19 protein-coding genes, 1 pseudogene and 1 riboswitch are annotated in these 21,164 nt (G+C 58.1%); of the genes and pseudogenes, 1 reads left to right on the forward strand and 19 read right to left on the reverse strand.

The features are described from left to right. Positions 1-13: 13 nt before the first annotated feature. The 15 genes from pstB to A6764_RS21440 all read right to left on the reverse strand — a co-directional run bounded on the left by pstB (position 14) and on the right by A6764_RS21440 (position 16,467). Positions 14-787, reverse strand: a complete 774-nt coding sequence (pstB, locus tag A6764_RS21370) for a phosphate ABC transporter ATP-binding protein PstB (RefSeq protein WP_065068256.1) — start codon at positions 785-787, stop codon at positions 14-16. A gap of 16 nt (positions 788-803) precedes the next feature. Continuing rightward, positions 804-1,694, reverse strand: a complete 891-nt coding sequence (gene pstA, locus A6764_RS21375) for a phosphate ABC transporter permease PstA (RefSeq protein WP_044899971.1) — start codon at positions 1,692-1,694, stop codon at positions 804-806. Further along, a complete protein-coding gene (gene pstC / locus A6764_RS21380) occupies positions 1,691-2,683 on the reverse strand; it encodes a phosphate ABC transporter permease subunit PstC (protein WP_255309800.1) in 993 nt (330 codons plus the stop codon). Before pstC ends, pstA begins: the two co-directional genes overlap by 4 nt. Positions 2,684-2,770: 87 nt before the next feature. Next, on the reverse strand, positions 2,771-3,685 hold the full coding sequence (locus A6764_RS21385; RefSeq protein ID WP_035299223.1) for a phosphate ABC transporter substrate-binding protein: 915 nt from the start codon (positions 3,683-3,685) through the stop codon (positions 2,771-2,773). 188 nt (positions 3,686-3,873) lie between these two features. After that, a complete protein-coding gene (locus A6764_RS21390; RefSeq protein ID WP_029100986.1) occupies positions 3,874-4,449 on the reverse strand; it encodes a GerMN domain-containing protein in 576 nt (191 codons plus the stop codon). Positions 4,450-4,493: 44 nt separating this feature from the next. Continuing rightward, positions 4,494-6,134, reverse strand: coding sequence for an N-acetylmuramoyl-L-alanine amidase family protein (locus tag A6764_RS21395; protein ID WP_065068257.1), 1,641 nt, complete (start codon positions 6,132-6,134; stop codon positions 4,494-4,496). Positions 6,135-6,339: 205 nt separating this feature from the next. Next, positions 6,340-6,747: a hypothetical protein gene (locus A6764_RS21400; protein WP_255309801.1), complete on the reverse strand. Its 408-nt coding sequence runs from the start codon at positions 6,745-6,747 to the stop codon at positions 6,340-6,342. 88 nt (positions 6,748-6,835) lie between these two features. Next, positions 6,836-7,093 carry a hypothetical protein gene (locus A6764_RS21405; RefSeq protein WP_029100983.1) on the reverse strand — a complete coding sequence of 86 codons (258 nt, stop codon included), beginning with the start codon at positions 7,091-7,093 and terminating at the stop codon, positions 6,836-6,838. 130 nt (positions 7,094-7,223) lie between these two features. Next, positions 7,224-8,864 carry a peptide ABC transporter substrate-binding protein gene (locus tag A6764_RS21410; protein WP_044899976.1) on the reverse strand — a complete coding sequence of 547 codons (1,641 nt, stop codon included), beginning with the start codon at positions 8,862-8,864 and terminating at the stop codon, positions 7,224-7,226. A 190-nt stretch (positions 8,865-9,054) separates the two neighbouring features. Further along, entirely contained in the window at positions 9,055-10,674 is a 1,620-nt protein-coding gene (locus tag A6764_RS21415; RefSeq protein WP_065068259.1) for a peptide ABC transporter substrate-binding protein, read from the reverse strand. Positions 10,675-10,793: 119 nt separating this feature from the next. After that, complete coding sequence (locus A6764_RS21420; protein ID WP_065068260.1) at positions 10,794-12,419, reverse strand: peptide ABC transporter substrate-binding protein; 1,626 nt, start codon at positions 12,417-12,419, stop codon at positions 10,794-10,796. Positions 12,420-12,590: 171 nt separating this feature from the next. Continuing rightward, positions 12,591-13,433 carry a MetQ/NlpA family ABC transporter substrate-binding protein gene (locus A6764_RS21425; RefSeq protein WP_029100979.1) on the reverse strand — a complete coding sequence of 281 codons (843 nt, stop codon included), beginning with the start codon at positions 13,431-13,433 and terminating at the stop codon, positions 12,591-12,593. A gap of 44 nt (positions 13,434-13,477) precedes the next feature. Continuing rightward, on the reverse strand, positions 13,478-14,143 hold the full coding sequence (locus A6764_RS21430) for a methionine ABC transporter permease (protein WP_029100978.1): 666 nt from the start codon (positions 14,141-14,143) through the stop codon (positions 13,478-13,480). Then, a complete protein-coding gene (locus tag A6764_RS21435; protein ID WP_065068261.1) occupies positions 14,144-15,157 on the reverse strand; it encodes a methionine ABC transporter ATP-binding protein in 1,014 nt (337 codons plus the stop codon). It lies immediately after the preceding gene. Between the two features lie 82 nt (positions 15,158-15,239). Then, positions 15,240-15,356, reverse strand: a riboswitch (SAM riboswitch). A gap of 130 nt (positions 15,357-15,486) precedes the next feature. Beyond that, positions 15,487-16,467, reverse strand: a complete 981-nt coding sequence (locus A6764_RS21440; RefSeq protein WP_065068262.1) for an LCP family protein — start codon at positions 16,465-16,467, stop codon at positions 15,487-15,489. Positions 16,468-16,655: 188 nt separating this feature from the next. On the opposite strand from A6764_RS21440, the gene A6764_RS21445 reads away from it, so the two are divergent. Then, complete coding sequence (locus tag A6764_RS21445) at positions 16,656-17,891, forward strand: MFS transporter (RefSeq protein WP_065068263.1); 1,236 nt, start codon at positions 16,656-16,658, stop codon at positions 17,889-17,891. 146 nt (positions 17,892-18,037) lie between these two features. Here the strand turns inward: A6764_RS21445 and A6764_RS21450 are convergent. The 4 genes and pseudogenes from A6764_RS21450 to A6764_RS21465 all read right to left on the reverse strand — a co-directional run. Beyond that, positions 18,038-18,400, reverse strand: a pseudogene (locus A6764_RS21450) (SDR family oxidoreductase); the annotation flags it as partial. A gap of 119 nt (positions 18,401-18,519) precedes the next feature. Then, positions 18,520-19,542: a methyltransferase gene (locus tag A6764_RS21455; protein WP_029100973.1), complete on the reverse strand. Its 1,023-nt coding sequence runs from the start codon at positions 19,540-19,542 to the stop codon at positions 18,520-18,522. Positions 19,543-19,669: 127 nt separating this feature from the next. After that, positions 19,670-20,542: an aldo/keto reductase gene (locus A6764_RS21460; RefSeq protein WP_029100972.1), complete on the reverse strand. Its 873-nt coding sequence runs from the start codon at positions 20,540-20,542 to the stop codon at positions 19,670-19,672. 175 nt (positions 20,543-20,717) lie between these two features. Further along, positions 20,718-21,149 (reverse strand): BrxA/BrxB family bacilliredoxin, encoded by a 432-nt coding sequence (locus tag A6764_RS21465; protein WP_029100971.1) that lies wholly within the window; start codon positions 21,147-21,149, stop codon positions 20,718-20,720. Positions 21,150-21,164: the final 15 nt, after the last annotated feature.

Raw genomic sequence — 21,164 nt, forward strand, 5'->3', positions numbered from 1 at the left:
GACAGAGGGAGATTCAGCCGAAACGGCCGCTGATGTAATCTTCCGTTTTCTTGTTTTCCGGAGAGGTGAAGAGCTTCGACGTGTCGTTCATTTCCACCAGTTCCCCCATCAGGAAAAAGGCGGTCTTGTCGGAAATGCGGGCAGCCTGATGCAAATTGTGCGTCACGATCACAATCGTGTACTCTTCCTTCAGCTCCAGCACCAGTTCTTCAATTTTCATGGTGGAAATCGGGTCCAGGGCGGAAGCCGGTTCGTCCAGCAGCAGAATCGTCGGCTGCATGGCGATCGCCCGGGCGATGCACAGCCGCTGCTGCTGGCCTCCGGACAGGGAGAGCGCGGACTCGTGCAGCCGGTCTTTCACCTCATCCCACAGGGCTGCCTTGCGCAGGCTCCGCTCCACCACCTCGTCCAGCTCCCGTTTGTCCCGCATGCCGTGGAAACGGGGAGCAAACGCGATGTTTTCGTAAATCGATTTGAAAAACGGATTGGCCCGCTGAAACACCATGCCGACCACCTGGCGCAGCCCTTCGATGTTGATCTTGTCGCTGTTCACCTCAATGCCGTCCACCACGATCGAACCGGTGACGCGGCAGTTGGGAACGAGGTCGTTCATCCGGTTCAGGCTGCGCAGGAGCGTCGATTTCCCGCAGCCGGACGGGCCGATGAACGCCGTGACGGAATTTCGTTCAATGTCCATGTTGATATTGGAAACGGCGCGCTTTTCGCCGTAGTACACGGAGACGTTGCGCGTCTGAATGATCGTGTCAACCGTTGTGCCTGCTTGCATGACGTCCACCCCTTCCCTAGTTCGTTCCCGAAGTCATTTTCTTGTAGAGCCAGCTGCCAAACCAACGGGCGCCGAGATTAAACAGCAGCACGGCCAGGACGAGGATGGCCGCCGCCCCGTCGGCGACGTCCCGGGCATCCGGCGTCAGCCCTTCGCTGTTCACTTTCCAGATGTGCACGGCAAGCGTTTCAGCCGGGCGGAACGGATTGAGCGGAGACGTCGGGCTGTTCAGGGAAAAATCGGTGAAGTTCAGATTGGGAGACGACATCCCTGCGGTAAACAGCAGCGCCGCCGCTTCCCCGAAGACCCGGCCGGAAGCCAGAATCGCGCCGGTGATAATGCCCGGCAGCGCCGCCGGCAGGATCACCGAAACAATCGTCCGCCACTTGGTAATCCCCAGCGCCAGACTGGCCTCCTTTTGGCTGCGGGGGACGTTTCGCAGGGCATCCTCGGTGATCCGCACCAGCAGGGGGAGATTGAACACGGTCAGGGCCAAGGCGCCGGACAGCAGGGAATACCCCCACCCGGTCATGTTGACGAACACCAGCAGCCCAAACAGGCCGACGACGATGGACGGAAGGGAAGACAGCACTTCTATACTCAACCGGATAAACTGCGTAAACTTGTTATCCGGAGCGTATTCAGCCATGTAAATGCCGGCCCCGATTCCCAGCGGCAGTGCGATCAGCATGGTCAGCACCAGCAGGTAGATGGAGTTGAACAACTGCGGCCCCACACCCCCGCCGGCATTGACAATGTCGGGCGCGGAGGTGAGAAAGTCGAGAGTGAGCTTGTGCCATCCCTGCGAAAGGATGAAGCCAAGCAGTCCCACCAGCGTGCCGACGATCAAGAGCGCAATCAGCGTAAGCACAACAGTGGCCGTGCGATCCAGAACTTTTGCTCTCATTTGTTAACCAACTTCTTTCTGCCGAGAATGCGCAAGATCATGATGAAGACAAACGACATCAGCAGGAGCAGGAGCGCCATGGACCACAGGGCGTTGTTGTAGGGCGTCCCCTGGATCGTGTTCCCCATGTTCAGCGTAATGCCGCTGGTCAACGTGCTGATCGGGTCGAGCAGGCCGCCCGGCAGCTTGGTGGTGTTGCCAATCACCATCTGCACGGCCAGCGCTTCCCCGAACGCGCGGGCCATCCCCAGCACGACAGCGGTCAGGCACCCCGGCAGCGCGGAATGCAGCACCACATTCCAAATCGTCTGCCAACGGGTCGCTCCCAGCGCGAGCGAGGCGTTGCGCAAGTCCTGCGGCACAGCCTCAATGGCGTCCGTCGCCACGCTGGTAATGGTCGGCAGAATCATCAGGGCCAGAACGAGCCCCCCCGCCAGCAGGCTGAACCCGAGAACGTCAAACTGCTCGCGGATAAACGGTACCAGCAAGGTAAGACCAACGTAGCCGTACACGACCGATGGAATGCCCACCAGCAGTTCAATGACCGGCTTGAGTACTTTTTTCCCGAAACCCGGGAAGATTTCCGTCATGAAAATGGCTGCGCCAATGCCCAGCGGGGCCGCAATGAGCGCGGCCAGCAGGGTGACGAGGAACGAGCCGAGAATAAACGGCAGCACGCCGTAAACAGCCGGCTCGCCTTCGGGGTCCCATTTTACCCCGGTCAAAAACTCGCCAAGGCTGACCCCATTGATCAGGAACGTCGACAGCCCCTTGGAGGCGATAAAATACGTGATCGACAGCACGACAACCACCAGCAGGCCGGCGCACGCCATGGCGATGAATCGGCCTGTCACGTTCTCTGTAAACTGACGCTTGTTGTACGTCAGCAGCTTGCGGTCGATCGCGGATGTCCGCTCCCCGACTTCCGGCGTGTGGTCTGCGATGATGCGGTTGCTTGCGATAGTTGACCCTTCCGAACGACGACTCATAATCTCCCTCCATATGAATCAGAGAAATACGCAAAATGAGGGGCAAGTGCCCCCCCACCCCTCATTCTGCTGCCGATTGTCTGTCCATTATTTTTGGGTTACATTGCCTTGGGCGTCGCGCTCCACCTTCATGTCGGTGATGGGCAGGAAGCCCAGGTCCTTGACGGTTTTCTTCTGCACCTCATCGCTCAGGATGAAGTCGAGGAACGCTTTTGCCGTGCCGGTCGGTTCCCCTTTGGTGTACATGTGTTCATACGCCCATACCGGATACTTGTTCGTGGTGATGTTTTCCGCAGTGGCTTCCACGCCGTCCAGTTTCAGCGCTTTTACCGAATTGTCGATGTAGGAAAGAGCCAAATAGCCGATGGCACCCGGGGTTTCCGCTACGATTTTGCGAACGGTGCCGGAGGAATCTTCGGTGATGCCTTCCGCTTCGTCATGGCCGTCCAGCGCGAACTTGTGGAAGGTGGCGCGAGTGCCGGAGCTCTTCGGACGGTTTACCAGCGTAACTTTCAGGTCAGGACCGCCCACTTCTTTCCAGTTGGTGATTTTGCCGGTGAAGATGTCGATCAACTGCTGCTTGGTCAGATTGTCAACCGTGACTTTCGGGCTGACGACTGCTGCCATCCCGACTACCGCCACTTTATGGTCGACCAGCTCGTTGGCCGGAATGCCTTGTTTCTCTTCGGCGAAGATGTCGGAGTTGCCGATGGTGGCTGCCCCGCTGGCAACCTGGCTCAAACCGGTGCCGCTACCGCCGCCCTGCACCTGGATTTGCGCGCCCTGGTTCTTGGCCATGAAGTCTTTTGCCGCTTGTTCGACGAGCGGCTGCAGTGCGGTGGAACCTACTGCGGTTACTGGCTCGCCGGATACGGAAGAACCGGTGTTTTGCGCATTGCCTTGTTGTTCCGGTTGTGCCGGAGCTGCGTTGTTGCTTCCGCATCCCGCCAGAAGCGCACCTGCGAAGGTCAGCACCATAAGCATTTTGCCGAGCTTTTTCATCTGATGAAAATCCTCCTTAAACATCGGTTTGGATTGTTTCTCTTTCCATGAACAAACTATACCGCTCGAATGTTGTTGAATTGTGGTGCCATTGTAAAGCTTTCTTAAAGTTTGGCCGATTCGGGCGGCACCCCTTTTCCGTTACAAATAAAAAACGACATGTCCGGTACTGGACATGTCGTTTTTCATCATTGGCTGTCTCTTGTCAACGGTTCCGTGATGTCAACGTGACCCATTAGGGACTCGGCCGGCTTGCCGTCTTCCAGAATCACGATGCGCTTCACTTCGTCGAACTGGAACAGCGTCTGCTTCAACGCATCGATGGCCATGGCTTCGCCGCTGGAACCGAGGTTGTACACATTCTTGCTGTCGGCGTCAATGGTCAGCGTGCCTTTGTCAAACGTGACAGAGTGATAGTGGAAATCCTTCCACAGCGGGCTGTGTCCCGCCTGCTTCGGTTTTTCCAGCAGGGCGATCGCTTTTTTGTACTTGTCGAGGTCGTCGGCATACGCGATCTCCTGCTCTTCCTTTTGCAGGGCCGTCAAGTTGTCGTCCGTGTAGTACACGGCGATCGTCTTCTTGGTGAGCTGCGGCTGCGCCGGCTTTTCAGCCTGTGGTGTCGTCGGCTGTTCCGCCTGCGGCTGCGGCGCGGTCGCGCCTGTCTGCTGGCCGGATGGCTGCGGTGCGGGCTTCGCCCCCTGTCCGCATCCTGCCACAAGCAGCACGAGAGCTGCAGCGAGTCCGATCAAACTGCGTCGTTTCATCGGGAACCCCCCTTCTGGTCATGTCGCCTGGCTTGTCCCGCCGCTTACCGGTACGTGAGATAGTACTCGCGAATGGCGGCGGCAAGCGCTTTGGCTACTTTGTCCTGAAACGCCGGCGACGTGAGCTGGGCGTTTTCCGTCGGATTGGAGAGGAAGCCCGTCTCCGTCAGCACGGCCGGCATTTTCGTGTTTTTGATCACGTAAAACGCGGTTTGCTTCACGCCCCGGTCAGGAAATTTCGTCGCCCCCTGCAGGTGACGGTGTACGATCCGGGCCAGGGCTTCGCTGTTGGCGTTGTAGTAGAACGTCTCGGTACCCCCCGCGGTCGGCTTCGTGAACGAGTTGGCGTGAATCGAAATGAACAGATCCGCCTTCCGATCGTTGGCGAACGCCACCCGCTGTGCCAGGGTCAGATAGACGTCCGTGGTGCGCGTCATCTCCACCTGAAACTCGGGGTACTTCTTCAACTCTGCCGCCAGCTTTTTGGCAACGGCCAGGGTAAAGTCCTTTTCCACATTGCCGGCTGCGCCGCCGGCCCCATTGTCGTGGCCCCCGTGTCCCGCGTCGACGACAATCAGGAAGCCCGTCTTGCCGGGAGCAGTCGCAGCAGGCGTCAGTTTGACGGTAATCCCGTCGTTGGTATACTCCAGATTATACTGGCTCTTCTGGTTCAGCTCAATGACGACCCGAACCGTCTTCGGCGAAGAACTGTACTGGCTGTATCGGATATTGGCGATCAGCGTGCCGGCGGCAGGCTTGTCCGACGGCGACATCTGATTCGCGTCCCCTGCTTGATCCGGCTGATTCTGCCCATCCGTCCCTCCAACCTCGTCGGCCTTCTGGCTGCCCAGTGCGGCCAACAGGTCGTCATCCAGTTCGGTCTGCGGCAGATCCAGCACAATGCGGTGCGGTCCCTCCAGGACGAACGCAGCAGGGGTCACGGGCAGCGTGGTGTCGATCCGGACGCTGTTCCCTTCCGCGGCAGCACCGGTAAAGCGGCTGAGCCGTTCGATCTCGACGCGGTTGTCCCGCTTGTCCCACGTCATGCTGCCGCCCAGTTCTTTTTCCAGCCGATCCAGGGGCACCACCTGCTGACCGTCGATGGTGACGGTCTCGTCCGGGTGCTTCCAGGCGAAATCCTTCCATCCCACCTGTTCGGCCACCGCCTGTGCGGAGACGTACAGCGAGTTGCCCATCCGGTAGAACTCCAGCGGCTTGGACGGACTTTTGCCGTTGATCAGAACGGATGGCGTCTCGTTGGCGATTACCGTGCGAGAGGACTCGTTCCATCCCACCGTGACGCCGAGCGATTCGGCAACGAACCGCAGCGGCAGAAGCATCCGCTGCTGGCGCACGACCGGCGGGGTGTCCAGCTTCACCTGTTTCCCGTTGACCAGGGCCGCCGTGGAATCAAGCGTGAGCACCAGCTTTTGTCCGCCGCGCTTGATGGTCGCCGTCCGCGCGGCCTCATCCCACTTCACATCGGCACCCAACCCTTCGGCGATCACCCGGATCGGAACCAGCGTGCGGCCGTTTTGGATAAGCGGCGGCACATCAGGCTGGACGGCTTGTCCATTGATCATCAGGTTCACCGGTTCTTCGTTGGCGCTGCCGGCCGCCGCAGCCCACCCGGGGATGAGCAGCAGGACCAGCAGTACAAAAAACAGTAACAATCGTCTCTTCATCCTGACCTCCTCCGTTGGTTTTCTCGATTTGGCATAAACTACCGAGCGGGATGCGCCATAGTATTAGACGCAGCAAAGGCGACAAAGTTTGTAGGAGTTTTGGACCAAATTCAGTCGAAAAAAGAAAAAATGTGTCGAATTACGGCACATTTTTCCAATATTTTTCTGCGGACAAAAAAAGAGGCGCTTCCTTGTAGAGAACGCCTCAACGTCTGCCCCAGCCCGGAGAACGTCTTTCCTTCCGGCTGGCCTGGGTGACGGATTTGCCTGTCAACCCGGTGTTTGCCAGAAACTGCTGAATCATGGCCATCACGGCTGGATTGGCAAGCACCTTGATCGACTCCGCCACCTTCGGATTTTTCAATTGAGGAAACGTCCCGCTCAAATGGGGCAGCAAAGGCAGCAGATCTTCCAGAGACAAGGAGAGCTTGGGCTTTTCCGGCTCCACCTGGACCGGCACCCTCCGACGGCGGCGAAAGAGCGGCCCCCGCCTCTGGGCCGGCGGCTGTACCTTCAAGCGGTTGAGCGTCTCCTTCATCTCCTGCAGTTCAATCCGCACCTGGTCCATTTCGCTAATGATCTGTTCTTTGCTGGAGTTGTGGGCTTCGGCCAACTGGTTTATCGTCTCCAGCAGCTGCGCATGGGAGACGGTGTTTTTTTGCTTGCCTTTCGTCTTCTGAGCGATAGTTCCACCTCCCCCGCTATCTCAGTCGTTTCTTGATGTTGTTCAGGTCGCTTTCCTTAATCCCCTTTTGGCCCAGCTTGTTCAACAGGCTGTTAACGTTCTCCGTCTGGGCCAACCGCCGAAACTGCGCCACGTACTGATTCAGCTCCTGATCGGTAAACGACTTTCCGGTCTTTCTGCCCAGATCGCGGATCACTTCCTTCAGCCCTGCGTCTGTCTTCAACTTTTCTTTCGGAATCGACTTAACCAGGCTCAACAGCTTTCCAAGATCCACGGCTTCTCCCCCTTGGTTCGGTTTATTCCTTGTTACTCTATGACCAAAGGACTTTGGGGGTTTGGTCGAATGTCCATGGCGGGCGAAAAAAAGAAGAGAAGCACACGCATGTGCCTCTCTGTTCCGCGCATTATTCAATGGAAGCCCATTTCCAGTCGATGTCGCCGAGCCCACCGATGACGATGCCTTTGAGGTTCTCCTTTTGCACCCAGGAGTTGGTGTAGAAGTAGATCGGGATGACCGGCATTTCGTCCATGAAGATTTTCTCGGCATCGGCCAGGATCTGCTTGCGCTTCTCCGGATCCTTTTCCAGAGCGGACTGGTCCAGCAGCTCCTTGAACTTCGGATGTTCCCAACGGGTGTCGTTGTTGCCGCCCATTTTTTCCTTAAACAGCTCCAGGAAGTTGATCGGGTCGTTGAAGTCGCCCAGCCAGCCCTGGCGTCCGATTTGGAATTTGCCTTGGTGCAGGTCTTCGATGTACACCTTCCACTCCTTGTTTTCCAGCTTCACATCGACGCCCAGGTTTTTCTTCCATTGGTCCTGGATCGCTTGGGCGATTTTTTGGTGCCCTTCGGACGTGTTGTAGGAGAGGGTGATCGGCGGCAGCTTGGTGATGCCCAGCTCCTTCATGCCTTCTGCCAGCAGCTTCTTCGCGGTCTCCACGTCGTTGTCCTTGAAGTAGCCGTCCTTGTTCAGCGCCATGGACGGCGGAACAGCGCCCATAGCCGGGAGTTGACCCGCCTGCAGCACGTTGTCGATCAGGGATTGACGGTCGATCGCGTACGCAAACGCTTTACGGATTTTCACGTTATTAAACGGAGGTTTCTCCGTATTGAACTTATACCAGTAGACACCTGCGATCGGCTGGGTGTGCATCTTGCCGGATTCTTTCAGAGCCGGGATGGCGTCCGTCGGTAGTGCGCTCATCGGCGCGCCGGCCCAGTCGAGTTCGCCGTTGTCAAACATGGACAACTCGGTGTTCTCGTCTTCCACCATGGAGAACTCGATTCTGTCCACTTTTACCACGTCTTTGTCCCAGTAGTTTTCGTTTTTCACGAGCACCAGCTTGTTCTTGTGCTCCCATTCTGCCATCTTGAACGGACCGTTCCCCACGTGGGTGCTCGCTTCCATGGCCCAGTTCGGGTTGGATTCAACCAGTTTCCTGTTGACCGGGTAATAGGTCGGGAACGCCGTCAGTTCCTTGAAGAAAGGCGTCGGGTTTTCCAGCTTCACTTCCAGCGTCTTGTCGTCCAGCGCCTTGACGCCGACGTCTTCCGCTTTGGCCTTGTTCTTGTTGTACGCTTCCCCGTTCTTGATGTAGTACAGTTGGTACGCGTAGGCCGCTCCGGTTTTCGGGTCGAGCGCGCGCTTCCAGGCGAACTCGAAGTCGTGCGCGGTCACCGGATCGCCGTTGCTCCACTTGGAGTCGCGCAGATGGAAGGTGTACGTGAGGCCGTCTTCGGAAACGTCGATTTTTTCCGCAACGGACTCATGCGGCTGACCGTCCGCTCCGATCCGGGTAAGCCCGTCGAACGTCGCACGAATGATGGCCGCAGAGGTTGTATCTTCGGAGAGGCCCGGGTCAGCCGTGGGCGGTTCGGAGTGCAGGTTCCACTTCAGCACCTGCGGGCCGGTTTTCGCCGCGGATTCCGCCGCCTGGGAGCCACCCTGGTTTGGATTGTCGGATTGGGCCTGATTGCCTCCGCACCCTGCGAGGGCGGCGCCGAGCACGAGGATGGAACTCATCGCTACAAAAATATTCTTTTTCATGCCACTTATCCCCCTTGTCTAAATCTTTTCTCAATATACATCCATATATATTCTTTTTAAACAAGTTTTACGATGATTTAATAAAATTTTATTTATTTATAAAAATTTTTATTGGAATAATAAACATTCGTGTATGGATGAGCAAAAAAAAGAAGAGCACGATGGCTCTTCTCCCTTTCTTTGCGACACGTTATTTGATGCTCGCCCACTTCCAGTCGATAAAGCCCAGTCCGTCGATCAGGACGCCCTGCACGTGGTCTCTTTTCACGTAGCTTTGCGTGTAGTAATAGATCGGCAAGACCGGCATTTCGTCCATCAGGATGGCTTCCGCCTGCACCAGCAGTTCCCTGCGCTTCTCGGGATCGGTTTGCGTGGCGGACTGGGTCAACAGCTTCCGGTACTCGGCGTTTTCCCAATGGGTGTCGTTGTTGCCCCCGTCTTTCTCCATGAACAGCTCCAGGTAGTTGATCGGGTCGTTGAAATCGCCCAGCCAGCCATAGCGGGCAATTTGATAGCTGCCGTTGTGCAGGTCCTCGAGAAACACCTTCCACTCCTTGTTCTCCAGCTTCACCTCCGCCCCGAGCGTCTGCCGCCACTGCTTTTGAATCGCTTCGGCTATCTTTTTGTGCGCTTCCGACGTGTTGTAGGAGAGCGTGATCGGCGGCAGCTTGGAGATGCCCAGCTCTTTCATGCCCTCTGCCAGCAGCTTTTTCGCGGTTTCCGCATCGTTGTCCTTGAAGTACGGGTGGGACGAAACGGTCATGGTCGGCGGGACGAACCCGAGAGCCGGCAGATGAGTGCCGATCACGCCTTCATCGCTCAGCGCCTTCCGGTTGAGGGCGTAGGCGAACGCCTTGCGGATTTTGGCGTTGGTAAACGGGGGCTGCTCCGTGTTGAATTTGTAGTAGTAGACACCGGCGATCGGCTGTGTTTGCAGCAAGCCCTCCTCCTTCAGGTAGGGGAGGGCGTCCGGCGGGAGCTGCCCCAGCGGTTGGCCGGCCCAGTCGAGCTCGCCGTTGTCAAACATGGCCAGCTCCGTGTTTTCGTCCTCGACCATCGTTCCTTCGATCCTGTCCAGCTTGACGGCATCCTTGTCCCAGTACTTGTCGTTTTTCACGAGCGTCAGCTTCTGTTTGTGCTCCCAGGCCGCCAGCTTGAACGGCCCGTTGCCGACGTGGGTGCCCGCTTCATTGGCCCACTTGGGGTTGGCTTCCGCCACTTTTTTGTTTACCGGATAGTAGGTGGGAAATGACGTCAGCTCCAGGAAAAACGGGGTCGGCTGCTCCAGCGTGACCTGCAGCGTCTTGGCGTCCAGCGCTTTGACCCCCACCTCGTCCAGCTTCGCCTCTCCCCTGTTGGCCTTCTTGCCGTTTTTGAGGTAGTAAAGCTGATAGGCGTAATTGGCACCCGTTTTCGGATCGAGCGCCCGCTTCCACGCATATTCGAAGTCGTGGGCGGTTACCGGATCGCCGTTGCTCCACTTGGCGTCCCGCAGGTGAAACGTGTAGGTCAGGAGATCAGCGGAGACGTCGATTTTCTCCGCGATGGACGGCTGCGGCTTGCCGTCCGGGCCGGTCCGGGTCAGCCCGTCAAACGTGGCCCGGACGATCGCTGCGGACACCGGGTCTTCGGACAGGCTCGGGTCGGCGGTGGGGATTTCATAACCCAGGTTGACCCGCAGCACCTTGCCGCTTTTTTTCGCTTCGGCTGTCGGCTGGGCGGCTCCGCTTGCCGCGGCGCTGCCCACGGATGCCAGCACGGCACTCACGGCCAACAGCGTGCCGAGTGAGATGCTCATGGTTTTGCGCATATCTACTTCCCTCCTTTTTCCAATCTTTTCTATTATACGTATTGTTCCAAATATTTTCAAATGGACGTCAAAAAAAGAAGAGCCGTTCGGCCCTTCTCTATGGCGTGTGCCGTGCCTGCTTATTCGATGGTTGCCCACTTCCAGTCGACAAAGCCCAGACCGTCCAGCACCACGCCCTTCACGTTGTCGTTCTTCACGTAGGATTGGGTATAGAAGTAAATCGGCGCCGCCGGCATTTCGTCCATGAACAGCGCTTCCGCCTCGGCCAGGATTTGCCTGCGCTTCTCCGGGTCCTTCTCCGCCGCCGATTTGTTCAGGAGTTCCTGATACTTCGGATGTTCCCAGTTGGTGTCGTTGTTGCTGCCTTTTTTATACTTGAACAGATCCAGGAAGTTGATCGCGTCGTTGAAGTCGCCGGTCCAACTGGAGCGTCCGATCTGGAACTTGCCTTGGTGCATGTCTTCCAGGAACACCTTCCACTCCTTGTTTTCCAGCTTCACCTCGACCCCGAACGCCTTTTTCCATTGGTCCTGGATCGCTTGAGCGATTTTTTGATGCCCTTCCGACGTGTTGTAGGAGAGCGTGATCGGCGGCAGCTTGGTGATGCCCAGCTCCTTCATGCCCTCTGCCAGCAGCTTTTTCGCGGTTTCCACATCGTTGTCCTTGAAGTACGGTTGGGACGAGACGGCCATGGTCGGCGGCACCAGGCTCATCGCCGGTTCCTGATTGGCCTGCGTCACGTTTTCGATGATGGACTTGCGGTCAATCGCGTAGGCAAACGCCTTGCGGATTTTGGCGTTGGTAAACGGCGGCTGCTCCGTATTGAACTTGTACATGTAAGTGCCGGCAATCGCGCGGGTCTGCATCTTGCCGGATTCCTTCAACGCCGGAATCGCGTCGATCGGCAGCGCGCTCAGCGGTCCGCCGGCCCAGTCGAGGTCGCCGTGGTCAAACATGGACAGCTCGGTGTTCGCGTCGTCTACCATGGAGAAGTCGATCTTGTCCAGCTTCACGGCGTCCTTGTCCCAGTAATTCTCGTTTTTCACGAGAATCAGCTTGCTCTTGTGCTCCCACTGTTCGATCTTGAACGGGCCGTTGCCCACGTGGGTTTGGGCTTCCATCGCCCAGTTCGGGTTGGATTCCGCCACTTTTTTGTTCACCGGATAGTAGGTGTAGAAGGCGGTCAGCTCCAGGAAGTACGGCGTCGGGTTCTTCAACTGCACCTGCAGCGTTTTGTCGTCCAGAGCCTTGACGCCGACGTTTTCCACGCTGCCCTTGCCGTTGTTGTATTCCTCGGCGCCTTTGATGCAGTAGAGCTGGTAGGCGTAGGTGGAGCCCAGCTTCGGATCAAGTACGCGCTTCCAGGCGTATTCGAAGTCGTGGGCGGTCACCGGATCGCCGTTGCTCCATTTCGAATCGCGGAGATGGAACGTGTAGGTGAGGCCGTCTTCAGAAATGTCGATCTTTTCCGCCACGGATTCGTGCGGTTTGCCGTCCTCCCCGATGCGGGTCAGTCCGTCAAAGGTGGCGCGGGCGATCGCACCCCCGATGTTTTCTTCGATCAGTCCGGGGTCGGCGGACGGCGGTTCGCTGGGCAGATTCAGGCGCAGCACTTTCGGTCCGGTCTTTTCCTGCTGCTCCGTCTTGTCTTGTGCCTGGTCAGCCGCCTTTTCCCCGCCGCAGCCGGCCAGAGCCGCACCCAGTACGAGGATGGAGCTCATCGCGGCAAACACTGTCTTTTTCATGAAACATTCCCCCTTATCCTCCAAAAAGATCCACTATCAATATACTGTACTTTTAGTAATATTAAAGCGATTTTAAGTAAGTTTAATTTTGTTTTATGAAAACGTCTCCAATTGTAAATGAAAATGAAAACGCCCGAATCAACCGATTCGGGCGTCACGGGAGGGATGGGCTTAGAACGCCGGCACAACCGCTCCTTTATACGTATCCTCGATGAACTTCTTCACATCCGGCGAGTTCAGCTCTTTCGCCAGCTTTTGGATGGCCTCGGAGTCCTTGTTGTCCGGACGTGCTACCAGATAGTTGGCGTACGGAGACTCCTTGTCTTCGATGATCAGTGCGTCTTTGGTCGGCACCAGATTGGCTTCCAGCGCGTAGTTGGTGTTGATCATCGCCAGATCCACTTCTTCCAGAACGCGCGGCAGCATGGCTGCTTCCACTTCTTTGAACTGCAGGTTTTTCTTGTTCTCGACGATATCTTTTACGGTGCCTTTGATGCCGACGCCGTCTTTCAGCTTGATCAGGCCGTTTTTCTCCAGCAGGGCCAGCGCGCGGCCGTTGTTGGTCGGGTCGTTCGGCAGGGCGATGGTTGCGCCGTTCGCCAGTTCATCAATCTTCTTGATTTTCTTGGAGTAGGCGCCGAACGGCTCGATGTGTACCGGCACGACCGGCACCAGGTTCATGTTCTGGTCTTTGTTGAACTGCTCCAGGTACGGAATGTGCTGGAAGAAGTTGGCGTCCAACTGCTGTTCGTTCAACTGTACGTTCGGCTGCACGTAGTCGGTAAATTCCTTGATTTCCAGGTTGATGCCCTGTTCTTTCAGTTTCGGCTGGATGAATTTCAGGATTTCAGCATGCGGTACAGGCGAAGCGCCCACTTTCAGCGTGATTTCTTTTTGTTCGCCCCCGCCCGAACCGCTGTTGGCCGGATTCGGAGCGGTTTCGGTTTTACTGCCGCATGCGGCCAAGGACAATGCCAGTACAGTGGACAGAATGGAAACAGCCCATTTTTTCACGGATGATTTCCCCTTTCTCTTTCCTCATATTTATGGTGAAGATCTTACTTGCGGCTGAAGCGGATCACCAGTCTGTCTCCCAGCGTTTGCAAGATCTGAACCAACACCAGCAAAATCACGACCGTAACGATCATCACATCGGTCTGGAACCGCTGGTACCCGTAGCGGATGGCCAGGTCGCCCAGACCGCCGCCGCCGATGACGCCGGACATCGCCGTGTAGGAGACGAGCGCCACGGTGGTAATCGTAATACCGGCAATCAACCCCGGCCGGGATTCGGGCAGCAGTACGTTCCAAATGATCTGCCAGTTGGACGCCCCCATCGACTGGGCCGCTTCGATCACGCCGCGGTCCACTTCCCTGAGCGACGTCTCCACCAGTCTGGCGAAAAACGGAGCCGCCCCGATCACCAGCGGCGGGATCGCTCCCTTGACGCCCAGCGACGTGCCGACCAGAACCTTCGTCAGCGGAATCAGCATGATCATCAGGATGATAAACGGCACCGAGCGCAGCACGTTCACGACAAAGGACGCAATCGCGTAAAAGGCGCGGTTTTCCAGAAGCTGTCCCTTGGAGGTGAGAAACAGCAGGACGCCCAGCGGCAGTCCGATCAGGACGGTAAACAGCGTCGAGAAGCCCAGCATCGTCAGTGTATCCAGGGTGGCTTGGCCGATTTCCGTCAGATCGACGTTTTCAAACGTCAGTCCCATTTAGATCACCTCCACTTCCAGGCCGCGCTGGCGCAAGGTTTCGATGGCGCGGCTGCTCTGCTCCGGGTCGCCGTTCAATTCGACGACCAACTGTCCGTACGGCGTCTCTTTCATCCGCGAAATGGTGCCCTGCAGGATGCTGAACATCGTGCCGGTCTCCTGCATGGTCTGGAACAGGATCGGCTGGTACGTCTTTTCGCCCAGGAACGTGACGCGGACAATCGTCCGGTCGCCGGCCGCCTTTTCGTGGGCCACCGCTTCCCGCAGCTCGGCGGAATCAGCCACCTGCTCCACGAACTCCCGCGTGGTCGGATGCTGCGGCTTGAGGAACACGTCCAGAACCCTGCCTTCTTCGACGATGACGCCCCCGTCGATGACGCCGACGCGGTCGCAGATGGAGCGGATGACGTGCATCTCGTGCGTGATCAGCACGATGGTCAGTCCCAGCTTGCGGTTGATGTCCAGCAGCAGGGCGAGAATCGAATTGGTCGTCTGCGGGTCGAGCGCGGATGTCGCCTCGTCGCACAGCAGCACTTTCGGATCGCTGGCCAGCGCGCGGGCGATGCCGACGCGCTGCTTCTGCCCGCCGGAGAGCTGGCTCGGATACTTGTCGCGGTGCGCTTCCAGGCCGACCAGCGCGAGCAGTTCGCTTACCTTTTTGTCAATCTCCGCCTTGGGCCGCTTCGCCAGCTTCAGGGGAAAGGCCACGTTCTCCGCCACCGTGGCCGAAGAGAGCAGATTGAAGTGCTGAAAGATCATCCCGATTTGGCGCCGCTGCTCCTGCAGCTTGCGGTCATCCAGCGTGGTCAGGTCGACGCCGTCTACGATTACGTGACCGGATGTCGGACGCTCCAGCATGTTGATGCAGCGAATCAGCGTACTTTTCCCGGCACCGGAATGTCCGATGATGCCGAAGATTTCTCCCTTTTCTATGGTCAGGTCAATCCCGAGCAGCGCGGGGACCGTCTTACCTTGTACCGTGTAGTTCTTGCGCAAGTTTTGCAAACGAATCATCCGGTTCACCTCCCTGATACGGAACAAACCCCTTTTTCAACATGAAAAAGGGGTTTGCATCGTTATCCGATCACATCCACCCTTCTCATCTCTCAAGATTCAGCCGATCTTGTAGGAATTGGCACCGCGACACCCATCTGTGCGATGAGCCGGTTGCCGGGCTTCATAGGGCCTGTCCCTCCGCCTCTCTTGATAAGAAGAATTTCTCCGTATATGCTGTTTGTTTGTATTCACGTTGATACAAATCGGATTATATTCCATTTAAAAAAACTCTGTCAATAGCAAACAAAGGAAAAAGATGTTGGCCCACGCGCATGCTGCGGCACGCATCAGTTCTGCGTGCCGCTCGTTTCGCGATCAGACTCCGCCTCCGGTTGAGAGAGCTGCAGTTTTTCCTGGATAAAGGCCTGAACCTGCTCCACATCGGGGATGAGGACGGCACCGGCGCGATTGGATTCGCGGAACATCCCCATCGGCGGAAGCTGATACTGGCCGGGCTGTTGGGTATTCAGCGTCAACCCCAGCGACGCCAGCTTCAACATGTCCATCGAGCTGATGTTGGTCTGCACGTACGGGGTGATCTCCTTCAAAATGGACGGGAGCTGGATCAGCGTGGTGCCGCTCTTCATCTGGTCGGCCAGCGCGGCCATCAGCTTGCGCTGCCGCTCCGTCCGCGTGTAGTCGGACGTCGCGTCGTGACGGAAGCGGACGTATTGCAGCGCCTTGGAGCCGTCCAGCCGCTGCAGCCCTTTTTTCAGATCGATATCGTACACGCCTTTGTCGGTGGGGTCGCGGTACCGCATGTTTTTCTCCACGTACAGCTCCACGCCGCCGACGGCGTCAATCAGATGCTTGAAGCCCTCGAAGTCGGTGATCACATACCGGTTCACCGGCAGTCCGGTAAACTGGCTCACCGTCTCCATCGCCAATTCCGGCCCTCCTTCGACGATCGCCGAATTGATCCGGGCATGGCCGTGGCCGGGAATCTCCACATAGGTGTCGCGCAAGATCGAAAACAGATCGTATCGTTTCGCAACCGGATCAATGCTGAGCAGCATCATCGAATCGGAGCGGGGCAGCGTGCTGCTGCGCATGCCGCGCCGGTCGACGCCCATCAGCAGGATGTTGACGCGTTCCTTGCCGTCCCACGCGGGAATCTCCGCCGCCTTCGTCGCACCGGCAGAAGGATGGTCAATCACGTTGGGCTGCTGAATGTCCTCGGCAAACTGATACAGCGAATATCCGTAGTACCCCCCTGCCGCGGCGACTGCCACGATCAGGAAGAGCAGCAATCGTTTCAAAAAGCGCATTTGGAAAACGCCACCTTTGTCTCTTTCTGAGATGATGATATACTCCCCACTTTGACTAGTATACTCGAATCTGGTCGAAGCCGGGCAGCCTTTATTTGGTTGGAATCTTGTTTTTAAACTTTTTAGTTTACAAAGTTTATAAATATGGGTATACTATGGAAAAACCTGCCGATAGAGGGTGACCGCGCATGATCTCCCCCAGAAACTGGTTTCGCCGATACCCGCGGGACGTGCTGCTCTTTCTCGCCGCCAGCTGCATCAACGCGTCCGGCAGCGCTTTTATGTGGCCGCTGACCACGCTTTACGTCCATACGCATCTGCACCGTTCGATGGCCGAAGCGGGTGTCGTCCTGATGCTGCAGTCGCTGGCCGGCATTGTCGGACAGTTTGCCGGGGGCGCCCTGTTTCACCGGCTCGGCCCCAAGCCGTTGATTGTCGGCTCGCTGGTCCTGCAGGGAACGCTGCAGGTGGGCATTCCGTTTACCGACAGTTGGCCCGTGTACATCGGATTGATGGTGGGCATGGGCTTTTTGTTCAACGTGTCCTCCCCGGCGATTCAGGCCTTTGTCGGCTTTCGCTGGAAGGAGCGGCGGCGGGAGCTGTTCAATGTCGTGTATGTGGGCAACAACCTGGGCATGGCGATCGGCACCTCTCTCGCCGGTTTGATCGCCAGCTTTTCGTTTGCCTTCACGTTTTTGCTGAACAGCGCCAGCACCTTTGTGTTCGCCTTGTTCTTTTTCCTTTTTATGAGGCGCGTCTCCCACGAGGAGCTGGCGGGCGGCGATGATGCCGGCAAACGGAGCGGCCGGCAGCCGCTGACCCTGCTGCTCCGCTATCAGGTGTACCTGTTCATGGCGCTGGGTTCGGCCTTTATCTTCTTTTCCACCGCAGTCTGGAATACCGGCGTAGCCCCCTACCTGACCGGACAGGGCATGCCGCTTTCGTCCTACAGTTGGCTGTGGACGATCAACGGCATCGTCATTTTTGCCGGGCAGCCGGTCGTCTCCTGGCTGAAACGCATCGTGAAGCACAGCCTTCCCGCCCAGTTGGTGGCCAGCGCCGCCCTTTACGCGGCCGGGTTCGGCTTCATGCTTTTCTTTCATGACAGCTACGCCGCGTTTGTGGCCGGCATGATCATCACCACCTTTGGAGAGATGCTGGTCGCTCCCGCCGTCCCCACCTTCATCACGGAAAAGACGGGAGAAAACGCGCCGTTTTACCTCGGCGCGTCGGGTTCGATCACGGCGGTCGGGCGCCTGCTGGGCCCGCTGGTGATGGGCCATCTGTACGACGGAGGCGGCGTCGTGCCCACGCTGCTCCTGGCAGCGGCCATGTCCGCCGCGGCCGTCCTGCTCTGTCTGGTCCACGCTTCGTTTCATCGGGAAAAGCGGACAGCTGCCGATCAGCCGGCCCGCTCCTGTTGACGGAACGGGCACACAAACGGGCTGCGTCCGGCTGCCTGACACGGCAGCAAAAACAGCTCGGCCCGACTGTCCCATCACGATAAAAAAACAGTCCTTTTCCTGCACGCCAGCAGGAAATGAGGACTGTTTTTCCATGTGGACAGGGGTTACGGGCGCGGGCAGGTAAGCGACTTGCCGTTGTCTCGCGGACCGAGGGAGAGAATGAAGGGCACGGCGGTACGGCTCCACTCCTCCGGCGTCGGGGAACTGTCCACCTCTTCCGGGGCACACGCGCGCAGCATCGCTGTATCGATGCTCCCCCCGGGATCAAGGGCCACCGCGGCCATCCCCTCCGGAAGTTCTCGCGCCAGCGACTGAGTCAGTCCCTCCACGGCGAATTTGGAGGCGCAGTAGGGGGCAAGCAGCGCTTCTCCGTATCGGCCCCCCCCCCCGGAACTGATGTTGACAATCACACCGCTCCCTCTTTCCACCATGGCCGGCACCAAGGCGCGGATCACGTTGGCCACCCCGGCCTATCAAGCAGTTGTTTCATACGTCATTGCGATAAAATGGTCAGCCCTCCGGCTCCCTTCTTTCGCCGGAGGGCTGACGATCACTCTGCAAGCTGCTGTCGACAGGGCCATCCCCGTCACACAGGAATTCCTTCCAGCATGCAGACGGATGCAGACGTCGGGACGATTCGCTCCAGTTCAAAGTCAGCTTTCCGGAAAAGCGTCCGAAACTCCGCCTCGGTCCGTTCCCTTCCCGTGGCCATGATCATCATTTCCAGATCGATCAACGTGGACGGATGCGGTTGGTTTCCGGCCGGAACGACCATCTCCATCACCAGGAGCTTTCCGTCCTCCCGGATGGCCCGGCGGCAGTTCCGGAGAATGGCAGCAGCTTCGTCGTCGCTCCAGTCGTGGAGGATGTTCTTCAGCACGTACACATCGCCGCCCGCCGGAACCGATTCGAAAAAGCTGCCGGCAATGCACGCGCACCGATCCGCGAGCCCGGCCTCCGCAATGTGCCGCCGGGTGCCTTCGATCACGGAGGGAACGTCGTAGATGACCCCTTTCAGGCCCGGATGAGCGTTCAGGATGGCGGTCATCAGCCGTCCGTGTCCGCCTCCCACGTCGATGACCCTGTCATACGGGGAAAAATCGTACGCCAGGGCCGACACCACCCGGTGGGACATGTCCGACATGGCCTGGTTAAAACGCTCGCCCGCATCAGGATGATTCGCCAAGTATGCAAAAACGCCCATGCCGTGCACATCCTGAAACGCCGGTTTGCCCGTCTTCACCGTGTACATGATGTGGCTCCACGCGTCCCGATGCCATTTTTCCCCCACCATGATCGCCATGCCGCGCAGGCTGTTCTCCCCTGTCTGCAGATACGAACCGAGAGGACCCAGCGCAAACCGCTGCTCGCCTTCCTCCTGAAACAGCCCGATGCCGCACAGAGCCCGCAAAATCCGATAGAGTGACGGAGCATGGGTCTCGGTCACCTCGGCAAGCTCGCCGGCGCTTTTCGGCCCGTCCGCCAGCAAATCGGCAATTCCCAGCTTGGCGGCAACATAGATGGCCTGCTGCACCCACCCCCCGGTGATCCATTCCATGACCCGATCGGCAGACGCCGGTTGTGGCAGTGCCTTCTTTTCGTTTTGCATCCTGTCTCCCCCGCTACATGGATTTTGTCTCACTGCAAAGGGTATTCAGGATTGCACGGGGAAATTCCATTATTTTCAAAATAACAAACGCTCCCTTCCTCTTCGGAAAAGAGCGTTTGTCTCCCGGTTAAAACCGCAGCTCCGGCAGCTCATACCACTCGCCGGACATCCATTCGCTCGCCTTCCAGCGCAGCACATCGGGACGGACAAGCGAAATGATCTCCTGGAAAAAGGCGACCCGCTCGATGTCGGTCATCGGGACAAAGCGGTTGACCGCCTCCACATCCGCCTCCAGCTCGCTCATCTTGCTGACGCCGAGGATCGCGGTGGACACGGGCAGACTCCAGGTGTAGCGCAGCGCCTGTTCCGTCCACGGCGCCAGTTGGCCAAGCGCCATCACCTTCATGCCGATGACGGCGACGCCTTTTTCCACCGCCAGCGGGACGAATTCATGGGCAAAGCTGTAGATGAAGTGATCCAGCGCCGACAGGGCGACCAGCGCGCTGTCAAACGGGAAGCGGCGAATGGCTTCCGCCAGCAGGCGGGGATCGGTATGGCCGCTGATGCTCAGTTTGCGCACCAGCCCCTGCTCCCGCGCCTCGACCAGCGCTTCCAAGGCACCGCCCTTGGCAAAAATGGCTTCGAAGTCGTGCGGCTGCATCACGTTGTGCACCCGCCACTCGTCGACGTAATCGGTCTGGAGCCGCTTCAGGCTGGCTTCCAGATCGCGCCAGGCCAAATCGCGCGTCCGACCGCCGGTTTTGGTGGCGATCCACACCTTGTCGCGCAGCCCTTTCAGCCCCTTGCCCAGCCGCGTCTCCGACTGGCCGTCGCTGTAACTGGGAGCCGTATCAAAATAGTTGACGCCCAGCTCCACGGCGCGGCGAATAATGGCAATCGCCTGCTCCTCGCTGCAGCCGTGCTCGTCCACGATGCGCTGGGCGCCAAAGCCCAGCAGGGAAACCTGATGGGGGTCTCGTCCAAACGAACGGGTAATCATGCTTGGTCATCCTTTCGCAAATGCGCCCCGCGATCGCGCGCGAACCGCATCCCGACCGCAGCCGCTTGCAAGCAGCCTGGCCGGGGGCCGCGGGCGGGCCGGGCAGAGGCGCTTCGTTTTCCCAACCACGCAGAACAAGACGCCCGCAGCGGAGCGTCTTGCCTTACGTTCGTCATCAGTCGCAGTATTTGTCGTACGCGTCGGTCAACAGCTTGGAAATGGTCGCCAGGTCGTTGTTTTCGATCTGATGGCGCTCGATCATCGTCACCAGCTTGCCGTCCTTCATCAGGGCAAACGACGGAGACGACGGCGGATAGCCTTCAAAGTACTCGCGCGCCTTGGCGGTCGCCTCTTTGTCCTGGCCGGCGAAGACGGTGTAGAGATGGTCCGGCTTTTTCGGATGGTTGAGCGAGTGGGCCACGGCCGGACGGGCCAGACCCGCCGCGCAGCCGCAGACGGAGTTGACCACAATCAGCGCGGTGCCTTTCAGGTTCGGCAGGGTTTTCTCCACTTCCTCCGCCGTGCGCAGTTCGGTGAAGCCGACGCGGGTCAGCTCGTCGCGCATCGGTTGAATCACTTGATTCATGTATGCCTCGTAGGACATCATGGGGCATTCTCTCCT

The sequence above is a fragment of the Brevibacillus sp. WF146 genome, assembly GCF_001673705.2.
Lineage (GTDB): Bacteria > Bacillota > Bacilli > Brevibacillales > Brevibacillaceae > Brevibacillus > Brevibacillus thermoruber.